At 59.3% G+C, this 14,064-nt stretch carries 17 protein-coding genes; 3 read left to right on the top strand and 14 right to left on the bottom strand.

Features of this window, described 5'->3' with window-relative positions; genetic code table 11:
* Positions 1-18: 18 nt before the first annotated feature.
* Both CFBP6623_RS02295 and CFBP6623_RS02290 read right to left on the bottom strand, forming a co-directional pair.
* Positions 19-210 (bottom strand): CsbD family protein, encoded by a 192-nt coding sequence (locus CFBP6623_RS02295; RefSeq protein WP_046798516.1) that lies wholly within the window; start codon positions 208-210, stop codon positions 19-21.
* Between the two features lie 123 nt (positions 211-333).
* Positions 334-939, bottom strand: a complete 606-nt coding sequence (locus CFBP6623_RS02290) for a YqgE/AlgH family protein (RefSeq protein WP_046798927.1) — start codon at positions 937-939, stop codon at positions 334-336.
* Between the two features lie 161 nt (positions 940-1,100).
* Between CFBP6623_RS02290 and CFBP6623_RS02285 the strand changes: the two genes are divergently transcribed.
* Together CFBP6623_RS02285 and CFBP6623_RS02280 are read left to right on the top strand one after the other, a co-directional pair.
* The gene (locus tag CFBP6623_RS02285) at positions 1,101-1,949 is read left to right on the top strand and encodes a protein-disulfide reductase DsbD domain-containing protein (RefSeq protein ID WP_046798515.1); all 849 of its coding nucleotides are present in this window, start codon (positions 1,101-1,103) and stop codon (positions 1,947-1,949) included.
* A gap of 222 nt (positions 1,950-2,171) precedes the next feature.
* A complete protein-coding gene (locus CFBP6623_RS02280) occupies positions 2,172-2,657 on the top strand; it encodes a peroxiredoxin (RefSeq protein WP_046798514.1) in 486 nt (161 codons plus the stop codon).
* A gap of 216 nt (positions 2,658-2,873) precedes the next feature.
* Here CFBP6623_RS02280 and CFBP6623_RS02275 read toward each other — a convergent pair whose 3' ends face one another.
* From CFBP6623_RS02275 to coxB, 12 genes are all read right to left on the bottom strand, one after another.
* On the bottom strand, positions 2,874-3,182 hold the full coding sequence (locus tag CFBP6623_RS02275) for a Dabb family protein (protein WP_046798513.1): 309 nt from the start codon (positions 3,180-3,182) through the stop codon (positions 2,874-2,876).
* A 157-nt stretch (positions 3,183-3,339) separates the two neighbouring features.
* A complete protein-coding gene (rnhA, locus tag CFBP6623_RS02270) occupies positions 3,340-3,780 on the bottom strand; it encodes a ribonuclease HI (protein WP_003494262.1) in 441 nt (146 codons plus the stop codon).
* On the bottom strand, positions 3,777-4,745 hold the full coding sequence (locus CFBP6623_RS02265) for a homoserine kinase (protein WP_046798512.1): 969 nt from the start codon (positions 4,743-4,745) through the stop codon (positions 3,777-3,779). The genes rnhA and CFBP6623_RS02265 overlap by 4 nt, the downstream gene beginning before the upstream one ends.
* An 88-nt stretch (positions 4,746-4,833) precedes the next feature.
* The gene (ispH, locus tag CFBP6623_RS02260) at positions 4,834-5,880 is read right to left on the bottom strand and encodes a 4-hydroxy-3-methylbut-2-enyl diphosphate reductase (protein WP_046798511.1); all 1,047 of its coding nucleotides are present in this window, start codon (positions 5,878-5,880) and stop codon (positions 4,834-4,836) included.
* Positions 5,881-5,956: 76 nt separating this feature from the next.
* Positions 5,957-6,691 (bottom strand): SURF1 family protein, encoded by a 735-nt coding sequence (locus tag CFBP6623_RS02255; protein WP_046798510.1) that lies wholly within the window; start codon positions 6,689-6,691, stop codon positions 5,957-5,959.
* 10 nt (positions 6,692-6,701) lie between these two features.
* Positions 6,702-7,088: a DUF983 domain-containing protein gene (locus CFBP6623_RS02250; RefSeq protein ID WP_046798509.1), complete on the bottom strand. Its 387-nt coding sequence runs from the start codon at positions 7,086-7,088 to the stop codon at positions 6,702-6,704.
* 361 nt (positions 7,089-7,449) lie between these two features.
* Entirely contained in the window at positions 7,450-8,325 is an 876-nt protein-coding gene (locus CFBP6623_RS02245; protein ID WP_046798508.1) for a cytochrome c oxidase subunit 3, read from the bottom strand.
* A 58-nt stretch (positions 8,326-8,383) separates the two neighbouring features.
* Entirely contained in the window at positions 8,384-9,001 is a 618-nt protein-coding gene (locus CFBP6623_RS02240) for a cytochrome c oxidase assembly protein (RefSeq protein ID WP_046798507.1), read from the bottom strand.
* 31 nt (positions 9,002-9,032) lie between these two features.
* The gene (locus CFBP6623_RS27180) at positions 9,033-9,164 is read right to left on the bottom strand and encodes a hypothetical protein (RefSeq protein ID WP_003509137.1); all 132 of its coding nucleotides are present in this window, start codon (positions 9,162-9,164) and stop codon (positions 9,033-9,035) included.
* Entirely contained in the window at positions 9,164-10,117 is a 954-nt protein-coding gene (locus CFBP6623_RS02230; RefSeq protein WP_046798506.1) for a heme o synthase, read from the bottom strand. The genes CFBP6623_RS27180 and CFBP6623_RS02230 overlap by 1 nt, the downstream gene beginning before the upstream one ends.
* Positions 10,118-10,504: 387 nt before the next feature.
* Positions 10,505-12,205, bottom strand: a complete 1,701-nt coding sequence (gene ctaD, locus CFBP6623_RS02225; protein WP_046798505.1) for a cytochrome c oxidase subunit I — start codon at positions 12,203-12,205, stop codon at positions 10,505-10,507.
* 17 nt (positions 12,206-12,222) lie between these two features.
* Positions 12,223-13,086: a cytochrome c oxidase subunit II gene (coxB, locus tag CFBP6623_RS02220; protein ID WP_046798504.1), complete on the bottom strand. Its 864-nt coding sequence runs from the start codon at positions 13,084-13,086 to the stop codon at positions 12,223-12,225.
* A 446-nt stretch (positions 13,087-13,532) separates the two neighbouring features.
* Here coxB and CFBP6623_RS02215 point away from each other — a divergent pair, with 446 nt between their 5' ends.
* Positions 13,533-14,057 (top strand): invasion associated locus B family protein, encoded by a 525-nt coding sequence (locus CFBP6623_RS02215; protein WP_003494243.1) that lies wholly within the window; start codon positions 13,533-13,535, stop codon positions 14,055-14,057.
* The last annotated feature ends 7 nt before the right edge of the window (positions 14,058-14,064 follow it).

Below are 14,064 nucleotides of genomic sequence, written 5' to 3'. Positions count from 1 at the left end.
GAAGACTGTCAGGCGGCATTACATCCGGTCGACAGCGCCCTTGACGGCATCCTTGGCCTTGCCAACACTCTTCTGTACCTTGCCCTTGGTTTCCTGGGCGGCACCCTTGGCGCGCAGCTCGTTATTGCCGGTGGCTTCGCCGACGCTCTTCTTGACCTTGCCAGCAACTTCGTTTGCCGTACCGGAAATCTTGTCTGATGTGCTACCCATCTTACTGCTCCCTAGTTGAGCCGTACTGTCTGTCCGGCTTTCCGGGTGACTAACGTGAGGGAGCAGGATTTGGTTCCCACATATAATGATATGCGGGCGGCAGAAAATATACGCCCGCCAAATTTACGCGTGGCCGGCATCGGTGGAGAGCATGCGCGCATCAACGCCCATCAGGGCCAGCGCCCGCTCATATTTATTGTCCAGCCCGCGATCGAAAATCAGATCTTCCGCCGCCGGGCAGTTGAGCCAGCCATTATTGGCGATCTCGTTTTCCAGCTGGCCGGGTCCCCAGCCGGCATAACCGAGCAGCATGGTGGCCCTTTGCGGGCCACGGCCGTTGGAAATGGCGCGGACGATATCCAGCGTCGCCGTCAGCGAAATATCGTCGCTGACGGGTATGCTGGATTCGCTCAAGTAATCATCGGAATGCAGCACGAAGCCACGGCCGGATTCGACCGGTCCGCCGCACTGGATGGGAAATTCGCGGGTACGGTTGGGTAGCATGATGGCGTCATTGCTATCCACCAGTTTCAGATGCAGCAGAATGTCCGTAAACGTGATCTGCTGCGGCCGGTTGATGATGAAGCCCATGGCGCCGGCATCCGAATGGGCACAGATATAGATCACCGCACGGGCAAAATTACCGTCGTCCAGCCCCGGCATCGCCATGAGGAACTGACCGTCGAGAAAGCCACGTTCGCGTTTGTCCATCAGGGTTGAAAAGCTCACCGGCGCCTCCAGCAGACCGAATTCCGTGATTGAACGGAAAACGGCGTTCGCACTTCGACAAGGGACAGGATGCGGCATAGCGTGCCATCAATCAACCGAAAATGATGAACCCCACGAATTCGTAACTGGTCGGCCGGGCAATGTTGGGTTAGACGGGAAGCATGAGCGCCAGGACATTCTTCCGATTTTCACATCTTCGTTTCGCGGCCCTGTTTGCCGCTCTCCTCGGCGGCGCGCAAGCCGCCCGGGCCGAAATTACCGATTGGGCCAGAAGCGAAGGCGGCCAGATGCGCGTGGCAAGCCTTGCCATGGATGCGGACGGCGTGGTGCGCGGCGTATTGCAGATTGAGCCGAAAGACGGCTGGATCACCTATTGGCGCGAGCCGGGAGAAGCCGGGATACCGCCGAAGATCACGCTTGATCCGGCAAGCGGTGTTACGCTTGCCACCATGGCCTATCCCGTTCCCAAGCTCATCGAAAATGGCGACATTACCGATATCGGCTACGACCATGCCGTCAGCCTGCCTTTTCAGCTGAAAGCCACCGACCCGGCGGCCAGCGGAAAGATCGACCTCACCGCCTTTATCGGCGTGTGCCAGAATATCTGCATTCCCTTCGAGGCGACATTCTCCATCGACCGCGGCAATGCGGGTGATGACGATGGCGAGGAACGGCGTCTGCTGGAGGAAGCCCGCGAAACGCTGCCCGAAGCCGCCTCCGACGATTTCAAGGTCACCGATTTCCACATCACGCCCGACAAGACCATGCTCGGCGTGCAACTGCAATTGCCGGAAAACGCGCCGAAGGAAACCGAGATCTTCATCGCCGGTCCCTCTGGCTTTGCCTATTACGAGCCGCAGAACATGGTGCGCGACAAGCGCAAGCTGTCCTTTTACATGAACATCAAGGGCCTGCCGAAAACCTATCAGGTGCCGGGCAATAGCTGGCCTATCCTGGTCAAATCCGGCGACCGGGCCATGGAAACGATGCTGAATTTTCCGAAGCCCTGAGCGGTTTTCGCAAGGAGCCGAGCGGCCCTTTCAGGTTAAGCAATTTAACTCGAAAACCGCATGACGGATTTCATTTCCGTGCTCTGGAGCACGTCTGAACGGAACCATCGGGACGTGCTCCATTTCTTTGTTTTATCGCATTATCCGGACGTAAAACCGCTACGCACTTTTACTGGAAATGCTCTATAGTCGCGCCAACCGAACGACCACAGGAGCATGGACATGACCATCAAGATCGGCGAAAAACTGCCTTCCGCAACCTTCAAGGAAAAGACGGCCGACGGCCCGGTGGAAACCACCACGGATCAGCTTTTCGGCGGCAAGAAGGTCGTTCTTTTCGCCGTACCCGGCGCTTTCACCCCCACCTGCTCGCTGAACCATCTGCCGGGTTACCTCGAAAACCGGGACGCCATTCTCGCCAAGGGCGTGGATGACATTGCCGTGATCGCCGTCAATGACTGGCACGTCATGGGCGCATGGGCACAATCCTCCGGCGGTCAGGGCAAGATCCACTTCCTCGCCGACTGGGACGCGGCCTTCACCAAGGCGCTTGGCCTCGATGCCGATCTTTCCGGCGGCGGGCTTGGCGTGCGCTCCAAGCGTTATTCGATGCTGGTTGAAGACGGCGTGGTGAAGTCGCTGAATGTCGAGGAAAACCCCGGCCAGGCGACCGTTTCTGCTGCTGCGGCGATGATCGAGCAGCTTTAAAGCTGGCCGGTTAAACGAAAAGGGCGCATTGCGCTCCAATCACGAGCGCAAACGGGAGAAATCCTCTCCTTCGTCATCGCCGCCATTTCCCCTCCGTCATCCTCGGGCTTGACCCGAGGATCCACCGGCGCAAGGGGTTATGGATCCTCGGGTCAAGCCCGAGGATGACGTCGCGAGTGGAGCGACCAGACATTGAAGGGCGGCCACGCCGCCCTCTCACACGTTCATATCAAACACCAGAAGCCCGGCGAGACCGCCATCGGTGAGCGAGACCAGACGCTCCCCCACTTCCACATGCTGGGGGTGGGCCAGATAGCCGTCGCGGGCCTCGGGGCTTTCCAGCGTCACGATGAAGCCATCAACAAAACCGCCGTTCAGGCCTTCGGGCGAGACATTCTGGCCGTATTTCACATCGATGATACCGGGTATCACGTCCTTCAGGGCGGCAATCGCCTCGAATATCGCATGTTTTTCAGAGGATGCCGTCGCAGCCTTGAACCGTAGAAATACACAATGCAGGATCATCCGGATTCCTCTCCTCCGTTGGACGCAACGCAGGCGTCCTTGACGACAAGATAAGTCGGGTTTCGGTTTTCACAACCCCGATAAATGCGGCCCGGTTCAAATCGGCGCGGGTCAAATCGCCCCTGACTGGGCCGAGCGGAAATAAAGCAGGCTTGCGTTACCGGCGTTTGAAGGGCTCCATGCCCTTGCGCGCCAATTCGTCGGCGCGCTCGTTTTCCGGGTGGCCGGCATGGCCCTTGACCCAGTGCAGGGTAACCTTGTGGCGCTCCTGTGCCGCCTCAAGCGCCTGCCAGAGCTCGACATTTTTGACCGGCTTGTTATCGGCGGTCTTCCAGCCCTTCTTTTTCCAGCCGAAAATCCACTTGGTAATGCCGTCCTTGACATAGGCGCTGTCGGTATAAAGATCGACCTCGCAGGGGCTCTTTAATGCGTTGAGTGCGGAAATCGCCGCCAGCAGCTCCATGCGGTTATTGGTGGTCTCGGCCTCGCCTCCGGACAGTTCCTTCTCCACCTCGCCATAACGCAGCACAGCGCCCCAGCCGCCGGGACCGGGATTGCCGGAGCAGGCGCCATCGGTGAAAATATCGACATGTTTCATTCGCCCGCCAGCCCATATTCAGCGACATTGGCGATCGCGCGGTGGAACCGCAGCTTGCGCAGATATTCCAGCGGGTCTTTCTTCACCACCAGCGCGCCTTTCGGCGTCGTCAGCCAGTCGTAAAGCCGCGTCAGGAAGAAACGCAGCGCCGAACCGCGAGCCAAGAGCGGCAGCGCTTCCAGTTCCGCCTCGCTCATCGGGCGCACCGACTGGTAACCTTCCAAGAGCGCCTTGCCCTTGGTGACGTTATAGGCGCCATCCTTTTCGAAGCACCAGGCATTGAGGCAGATCGACACGTCATAGGCGAGCAGGTCGTTGCAGGCGAAATAAAAATCGATCAGGCCGGACAGCTCGTCACCGAGGAAAAATACATTGTCCTGAAACAGATCGGCATGAATGACACCGGCGGGCAGATCCTTCGGCCAATGGGCGGCGAGATAATCGATCTCGGGACGGATTTCGTCCCTCAAGCCCTTCTCCACCTCGTCGGCGCGGTCTTCCGACTTGTCCCACAGCACCTTCCAGCCTTCAACGGACAGTGCGTTGGGACGCGTGATTTCGAACCCCTCACCCGCCAGATGCATGGCGGCCAGCGCCTTGCCGACTTCGCGGCAATGTTTGGCTTCCGGCTTTCGCAGCCACATGCCTTCAAGGAAGGAAATCAGCGCCGCCGGCCGGCCCGACAATTCGCCCAGCAATTCGCCATCCCTGCGAGGCAGGGGCAAGGGGCAGGACAAGCCCTTGGCGGCCAGGTGCTGCATGAGGCCGAGGAAGAACGGCAGATCGTTTTTTTCCACCCGCTTTTCATAAAGCGTCAGGATCAACGGTTCCTTGGTGGTGTGCAGCAGGAAATTGGAGTTTTCGACACCTTCGGCAATGCCCTTGTAGGAGGTGAGGCTGCCGGTGTCGTATTGCGTGAGGAAATTCCTCAGATCATCTTCGGTGATATCAGTATAAACTGCCAATTTAAAATCTCTTGATGAAGGATGGAATAAGAATCTGGGGGAATGGCAGATGCAAGGTGAGAACCGCTCACCTCGTCGTCACCCTGTTCTAGGCACCGGCGGCGGTCTTCGGCGGCAGCGCATTGCTGGCATTGCCGTTGACGAAAGCCATGTCGTCCGTCGTCAGCTCGATGCTGCGCAGTTCGCGGTTGACGAGGAAATGTTCCGTTTCCTCAACCGTCACGGCAAGGTCGAGCGTGGTGTCGAAGCGTGCCTTGAAGGCCTCGATGATTTCATCGACGATAACCTCAGGTGCGGATGCGCCAGCCGAAAGACCAACGGTGCGGATATCGCCGATCGTGTCCCAGTCGATTTCCGCCGCCCGCTGCACCAGCACGGAGTGCTTTGCCCCGGCCCGCAGCGCCACTTCCACCAGCCGCTTGGAGTTGGAGGAATTGGGTGCACCGACAACGATGAACAGGTCGCAGCCGGGTGCCGCCTGTTTCACCGCATCCTGGCGGTTGGTGGTTGCGTAACAGATGCTATCGGCGGCGGGCGCCTGAATGGCAGGGAAACGTTCCTGCAAACGGGCAATGACGCCGGCGGTATCATCCACCGACAGCGTCGTCTGGGTGACGAAACCAAGATTTTCGCGGTCCACGGGTTCATATGTGCCAGCGTCTTCCACCGTTTCGACCAGCGAGACGGTGCCTTCAGGAAGCTGGCCCATGGTGCCGATGACCTCGGGGTGACCGGCATGGCCGATCAGCACCACGTGGCGGCCAAGGCGCTGGTGGCGCATGGCCTGCTTGTGAACCTTGGAGACCAGCGGGCATGTGGCGTCGAGATAAAACAGGTTGCGCGCCTGCGCATCTTCAGGCACGGATTTCGGCACCCCATGGGCGGAAAACACCACCGGCTGTTCGCGATGTTCGGCAGGGATTTCATGCAGTTCCTCAACGAAAACCGCACCCTTGGCTTCCAGCCCTTCCACCACATAACGGTTATGCACGATTTCGTGGCGGACATAGACCGGCGCACCATAGGCCTTCAGCGCCAGCACGACGATCTGGATCGCCCTGTCCACGCCCGCGCAAAAGCCGCGCGGTCCGCACAGCCTTATCGTCAAAGGGGGTTTGGAAACGGCGATGTTCATTCGTGCTCCTTGGCCTGCTTCTTGGCGTGCTCCATGCCTCGCCCGATAGCCTGCCCCTTGCCGGGCGGGGCGCGCGTTATTCGTCGCGCGCCTTGTGGTTCCGGAAATAGGCAAAACCAACGACGATGACAAGGGCCAGCGCCAAGCCATACCACGTTATCGCATATTGCAGGTGATTGTTGGGCAAATCTATCAGCGTCACTCCGCCCTGCGGCCAACCGCCGGGGTTCGGGGTATTGTCGGCATCCACGAAAAGGTTGACCAACCGATTGGAGGGAATATCGACGCTTGAGGCCATCACCGCCAGATCCTTCCAGTAGAAGATGTTCTTGGCGATATCATTATCCGGCAGCAGTGAAGAGGGCTTTGCGACAAGCGGTGCGCGTGCCAGCCCTGTTATTGCGACCTCGCCGGTTACCTGTCCTTCGGTCCGTTTGGCCTGTTCCTTCATCTCGAAGGGCGCAAAGCCGCGATTGACGAAAAGGATGCGGCCATCGGCAAGCGTGAGCGGCGTATAGATGTAATAACCGGTTCGGCCCTGATGCGTGGCGAAGAAATGGCGCTCGCGGGCGTGATCGAAAGTGCCTGACAGCCTGACCTTGCGATATTCGATATCGCCGCCGCTTTTCGCCATTGCTTCAATATCGGCAAGCGGAACCGGGCTCGCGCTCAGCCGCTCCTCGATATCGGCCATCAGCGCCTCTTTCCAGTAAAGCCGCTTCACCTGCCAGGTACCGAGACCGAGAAGAATGGCTAGCGCCAGCAGCACCAGCGGCGCGGCGAACCAGACCCGTCTTTCCGCCGCCTTCATGTGGGAAACCTCATTCACGACCAAGCCTGCCTTCGCTCGCATTGTTGCGATATTGCAGCGCAATCATGATCCCCTTCAGCTTGCGCAGCAGCACGAGCGAGACAATCACCGTAAACGGCAACCAGAGCATGACATGCACCCAGACGGGTGGCGCAAAACGCTGGTCGAACCAGAGCGCCAGCCCGACAACCAGAAAACCGACGATCAGCATGACGAAGACCGCCGGACCATCACCCGCATCGGCAAAACCATAGTCCAGCCCGCAGGCGCTGCAGGCCGGTTTCGGCGTCAGGAAACCGTCAAACAGCCGGCCGTTACCGCAACGCGGGCAGCAGCCTTTCAAGCCCACCTTGATGGGATCAACAGGTGCGAAATTGCCGTTTGATGGTTCGGACATGATGACCTCCCGCGAAGTTGCCTAACCCCTCCTCCGTCATCCTCGGGCTTGACCCGGGGACCCACGATTTCAGCGAGCTATGGATCCTCGGGTCAAGCCCGAGGATGACGTCAAATCTCTTGGAAGCTTGCCTCAAAACCCGGGCACTTGTTTGTTGCCCAACGGCGCCGCGACTTTCTTCTCCCCGCCGGGGAGAAGGTGGCCCGAAGGGTCGGATGAGGGGGCAAGCTCTCCGGATATCTCCACTCCCGCCCCCTCATCCCGCTGCCGCGGACTTCTCCCCGGCGGGGAGAAGAAACAAGTGGGACCCATCCCCTCACACGCAATGCCTTGCTCCGGGCGAGGCCCTATCCGGCGTCGTTTACCCGTGAACCGGCGCGCCCCAGCCACCCCAGATGTAGATGGCGAAGAACAGGAACAGCCAGACGACGTCAACGAAGTGCCAGTACCAGGCAGCCGCCTCGAAGCCGAAATGCTGCTTGGGCGTGAAACCGCCGGCAATGGCACGGAACAGGCAAACCAGAAGGAAGACCGTGCCGACGAAGACGTGGAAACCGTGGAAACCGGTGGCCATGAAGAAGGTCGCGCCATAGATCGAGTTCTTGAAATCGAACGGCGCGTGAATGTATTCGTAAACCTGCACGGTGGAGAACAACACGCCGAGCGCCACGGTGAGCGCCAGGCCGCTGATCAGGCCCTTGCGGTCATTATGCAGCAGCGCATGGTGCGCCCAGGTGACGCATGTGCCCGACAGAAGCAGGATGACGGTGTTGTAGAGCGGCAGATGCCAGGGATCGATGACCTCGATGCCCTTGGGCGGCCATTGACCGCCGGTATATTCAAGGCGGGACGCCTGAATGGCTTCGTGCGGGAACAGGCTCGCATCGAAATAGGCCCAGAACCACGCGACGAAGAACATCACTTCCGAAGCGATGAACATGATCATGCCGTAACGCAGATGCAGCGACACGACGCGGGTATGGCTGCCCTCATTGGCTTCCTTGATCGTATCCGCCCACCACGCATACATGGTGTAAAGCACGATGACGAGGCCGATATAGAAAAGCCAGGGGTTGGCGAGTTCCGCACCGAACAGCTTGAAGGAGCCACCCGACAGGTAGCGCATGTAACAGACGCCACCAAAGGTCAGGATGAAGGCGCCGATCGAGGCCAGAAGCGGCCAGGGGCTTGGGTCTATGATGTGGTAATCGTGGTTCTTCTGATGCGTATCTGCCATTGCGACAATCCCCTGGTATCTCTTCCCTGATCCGGCCTCAAGAAGGCCAGATCACCTCTCACAATTTGCTTTCGCCAGATTCAGTCTTTACCGGCAAGGACGCAACCGGTTTTTCGGTTTTGGCCGGATAAAACGTATAGGACAGCGTCAAAGTATGAATGCTCTTGGTTTCGCGCGCCGTGGCGATGTCAGGATCGACGAAAAAGACCACCGGCATTTCCAGTGTTTCGCCCGGCTGCAGCGTCGTTTCGGTGAAGCAGAAACACTCCACCTTGTTGAAATAGGCGCCCGCCTCCATCGGCGTGACGTTGAAGACCGCCGTTCCCGTGGTCGCCACGGGTGAGCGGTTGGTCGCCTTGAAGGTGACCTGCACCGTTTCGCCGATCTTCGGCGTGACCTTCCTGTCGACCGGCTGGAAATCCCAGTTGAGGCCGTTCGACGTGTTGGCGTCGAAGGTGACGTTGATGGTCTTGTCGAGGATGACGTCGGAATATTGCTCGACGCGCTGGGTCGTGCCGTTATAGCCGGTGACGCGGCAGAACAGCGTATAAAGGGGCACGGCGGCATAGGCCATGCCGATCATGCCGCAGAAAAACACAAGACAGAGTACGAGAATGGAGCGGTTGCTCACACGCTGCTTACCGGTCCCCGCCGTCTGCGCTTCCATATTTGCCATGTTCTCCTCCTCCTCTCCTCCAGTCAGATCGTCAATGCGAGCCAATCTTGATGATGGTGATGACGTAGAACAGCACCACCAGACCGGCGAGCAGGACGCCGAGCGCGATATTGCGCCCGCGTCTCGATTTTTTCTGCGCCGCGCTCAGTTCCACCGTTTCCATCACAGAACTCCCGAAATCACGGCCTTCAGGGCCGGAGCGAAATGATCGGCCAGAAGGCCGGAAAAGATGGCGAAGAGGTAAAGCACCGAATAGGCGAACATCTTCTTGGCGGGCAGCATCTTCTCGTCACCCTCAGGCATGCGCCGGACATCGAGCGAACAGTAGATGAAGATCGCACTCAGCACGGCCGCGAAAATGCCGTAACCGCCGCTCGCCAGACCCGTGAAATACGGCGCGACGGCCGCGGCCGCCGTCAGCACGGCGTAAACGATCATCTGGTTCTTGGTGGAGCGTTCGCCGGCCACATTGGGCATCATCGGAATGCCGACGGAGCCGTAATCGCGCATCTTGAACAGCGCCAGCGCCCAGAAATGCGCCGGCGTCCATAAAAAGATGATGAGGAACAGGATGATACTATCAAGCGAAACGCCGCCGGTGACACAGGCCCAGCCGAGCATGGGCGGGAAAGCGCCGGCAGCACCGCCGATGACGATGTTCTGTGGCGTCGAGCGCTTCAGCCACATCGTATAAACGACGGCGTAAAAAAAGATGGTGAAGGCGAGCAGACCGGCGGAGAACCAGTTGACCGCAAGGCCGAGGATGACCACCGAAAAGGCCGACAGCGTCAGCCCGAAGGCCAAGGCCTCACGCGGCGCGATACGGCCCGAAGGGATCGGCCGCTTTGCGGTTCGGCTCATCACGGCGTCGATATCGGCATCGTACCACATGTTGAGCGCGCCGGACGCGCCGGCGCCGACGGCGATGCAGAGAATGGCGATGAGCCCAAGCACCGGATTGATTTCACCCGGCGCCAGCACGAGGCCCGCAAAGGCCGTGAAGACGACGAGCGACATGACGCGCGGTTTCAGCAATTCGAAATAATCGCGCGCGCCGGCTTCCGAGAGTTCGGAGCTTTCAACACCCAGCATGTCGCGATTGTCGATAACGGTCATTTCCTGTCCTGTTTTCCTTCAGATGCCACTTGCCGCGACATCCCTTGCACCGGCCCGAAAACGAATGTGATTTCCGGCATGCGCGATGCGTCAATTCATTGGGTCCGAACGTTTCGGCATGGGCCGCATCGGCCAAAACCGATGTCATTCGCCCGGCCTGTCGCCGCGCCCACCCCGCTACTCGTCTGCGCCTGCTCATTCATAAAGGCCAAACTTGGCATTTATCACATCCGGGCATGTATCATGTCGGACGACAAGCTTCGCTTGGACAAAATGTCACGCAGCGGCGGACCTCCCGCCTTTGGAAACGGCACGGGCGCAACCACGCCGTCCCCTTTTTCAGCAACCGGAATGCGCGAGCAGCGCCCGCGCTTTCCGGTCCGGCATTCAGCGAATGCGCGGAAGCTGTTCCCACTGGTGGTAAGGCGGCGGCGAAGACAGCTGCCATTCGAGCGTCGTTGCACCCTCACCCCAGGGATTGTTGCCGGCGATCCGCTTCTTGGCGAAGGCTTCCCAGACGCCGAAGAGGAAGATGCCAACAGCAACGGCCGAGATATAGGAGCCGTAAGAAGACACCAGGTTCCAGCCGGCATAGGCATCGGGATAATCGATGTAGCGGCGCGGCATGCCGGCGAGGCCAAGGAAGTGCTGCGGGAAGAAAATCAGGTTCACGCCGACGAACATGACCCAGAAATGCAGCTTGCCGATGAACTCGCTATACATGTAGCCGGTGATCTTCGGGAACCAGTAATACCAGCCGGCAAAGATCGCGAAGACCGCACCCAGCGACAGCACGTAGTGGAAGTGGGCCACCACGTAATAGGTGTCATGCAGCGAGCGGTCGAGACCGGCATTGGCGAGCTGCACGCCGGTAACGCCACCGACCGTGAACAGGAAGATGAAGCCGATCGCCCAGATCATCGGTGTCGAGAAGGTCAGCGAACCACCCCACATGGTCGCGATCCACGAGAAGATCTTGATACCTGTCGGCACCGCGATGACCATGGTGGCGAAAACGAAATAACGCTGTGCTTCGAGCGACAGGCCGACCGTATACATGTGGTGCGCCCAGACGATGAAGCCGACCGCGCCGATGGCGACCATGGCATAGGCCATGCCGAGATAACCGAAGACCGGCTTCTTGGAGAAGGTGGAAATGATGTGGCTGATGATGCCGAAGCCGGGCAGGATCAGGATGTACACTTCCGGATGGCCGAAGAACCAAAACAGGTGCTGGTAGAGGATCGGATCACCGCCGCCTTCCGGCGAGAAGAACGCCGTGCCGAAGTTACGGTCGGTCAGAAGCATGGTGATGCCACCCGCCAGAACCGGCAGCGACAGCAGGAGCAGGAATGCGGTGACGAGAACCGACCAGGCAAACAGCGGCATCTTGTGCAGCGTCATGCCCGGGGCGCGCATGTTGAGAATGGTGGTGATGAAGTTGATGGCGCCAAGGATGGAGGACGCGCCGGCGACGTGCAACGAGAAGATCGCCAGATCCACCGCCGGTCCCGGCATGCCGCTGGTCGATAGCGGCGGATACATGGTCCAGCCGCCGCCCACACCATAAGCACCCGCCGGACCTTCGACGAAGAGCGACAGGAGCAGCAGGATGAAGGCCGGAACGATCAGCCAGAAGGAAATATTGTTGAGGCGCGGGAAAGCCATGTCAGGAGCGCCGATCATGATCGGGATCATCCAGTTGGCAAAACCGCCGATCATCGCCGGCATGACCATGAAGAAGATCATGATGAGCGCATGCGCCGTGGTGAACACGTTGAACATGTGCTTGCCGCCGTCGATGGCGGCGTCGCCCTCGAAGCCGTAGACCATGGAAGCCAGACCGTGGAAGATCTGGATGCCCGGCTCCTGCAGCTCCATGCGCATGACGACCGAAAGCCCGCCGCCGATGATACCAGCCATGATCGCGAAGATCAGGTAGAGCGTGCCGATGTCCTTATGGTTGGTGGACAGGAACCAGCGGGCGAAAAAGCCCGGCTTATGGGAATGATCATGCGAATGATCGTCATGCGCATGCGCGTCTTGACCATGCGAGTGATGATCGTCGTGTGCGGAAGGTCCAGCCATTGTCGTCACTCCAGTCGTCAGTTGGTTTCGTTGGCGGCAACGTCGACCGTGCGCGGAGCGCCGTCGACGGAGGCCATCAGCGCCCGGTTCGCGCCGTTCAGATCTGAAGCGGCGGCGGCGTGCCAGGCATTATATTGCTGTTCGGAAACCACCCGAATGGCGATGGGCATGAAGGCGTGGTCCTTGCCGCAAAGCTCGGAACACTGGCCGTAATAAAGGCCTTCCTTCTCCGGCTTGAACCATGTTTCGTTGAGGCGGCCCGGAACGGCATCGATCTTGACGCCGAAAGCGGGCATGGCGAAGGCGTGGATGACATCGGTCGGAGCCGCCGTCACCAGAAGGCGAACGGTCTTGCCGACCGGAACGACCATTTCATTGTCGACCGCAAGAAGACGCGGATAGCGGGCCTTGTCCTCCTTGCCCGCAGCAGCGCGATCCTGCTCCTTCAGCAGATAGCTGTCGAAGGAGAGCGGCTCGGCGCCCTCGGCGGCGGCATATTCATAGCTCCACAGCCATTGCGTGGCGGTCGCCTTCAGCGTCAGGTCCGGGTTTTCCGGCTGGGTCAGCTGCGCGTTCAGAAGATTGAACGAAGGGAAAGCAAGGAACAGGAGAATGAGTACCGGCGCCAGCGTCCATACCACCTCGATCGCCGTGTTATGGCTGGTCTTGGACGCCACCGGATTTTTCGCGGCGCGGAATTTCAGGGCGACGATGATGAGCAGCGCAAGAACGAAAAGCGTAACCGGAACAATGAACCAAAGCGTATATTGTTCGAACCAGCGTATTTCGTGCATGATCGGCGTGGCGGCCTCCTGCATGCCCATTTGCCAATGCACCGGCTGATCGGCGTGGGCGCCGACAGCCGTGAGCAGACAGGTCATCCCCGCCAATGCTGCGTAAATCCTATTCCTCACGGTACCCTCTCCCTCGCGCGTCTGATCTAGATCAATCACAGACGCAGAATCCATGCTAATGGTACTAACTTCAAACCACAGTTTGTCCTCTGCCGCAATATGCGTCGGGACACGGATGTCCGCCAATTTTGCCATTGGTCAATTGGCGGTCGACTTTCCCGCACTCCGCACCCGAATGGATAGGCCGCGACCGCTTTCAAACAGTCAAAATGCGGCACAGGCCCTTCTTTCAGAGGGTTTTGCGGCCTGCCAGCGCGGGCCGGACGCGGCGTGGCGGACGGAGAAATTACGGACATAAACAAAGCAGAAAGGTCCTATTTCCGCCCAACTCCGCTGGAATTGAGGTTCCAAGGCTTTTTTTTCCGGATTATGGCGTCAAAATAGCCGCACTGATTCGAATCCCAGAGGTATCCATGCGTCTTTCCCCGCTCGCGCGCACTTTTCTTGCCGCCGCCGGTCTTGCCATCATCGCCCCCGCCGCTGCGGCGCTGGCGCAACAGCAGCCGCCCGGCACGCCGAAGTCGACGCATGGCGCATGGTCTGTCATCTGCGACAAACCGGCGGGTGCGTCGGAAGAACAATGCGCCCTGATGCAGAACGTGATTGCCGACGACCGCCCGGAAGTGGGGCTTTCGGTGGTGGTGTTGAAGACCGCCGATCGCAAGTCGCGCATCCTGCGTATCCTCGCACCGCTCGGCGTTCTCCTGAAGGACGGCATGGAGCTTTATATCGACAACAATAATATCGGCCGCGCCTATTTCACCCGCTGCTTCTCCGAAGGCTGCTATGTGGAAGTGGATATTGACGATGAGCTGCTGAAGGTTCTGCGCGCCGGCAAGGCCGCCGTTTTTGCGCTGCGTGAATCCGTCGATCAGGACCGTGTCGGCATTCCGATCGAGCTGACCGGCTTTGCCGAAGGCTACGACGCGCTGCCGTAACGCCTCG

The sequence above is a fragment of the Agrobacterium tumefaciens genome (genome assembly GCF_005221385.1).
Classification (GTDB): Bacteria; Pseudomonadota; Alphaproteobacteria; order Rhizobiales; family Rhizobiaceae; genus Agrobacterium; species Agrobacterium tomkonis.
This window is presented reverse-complemented; position numbering and strand designations above follow the sequence as displayed.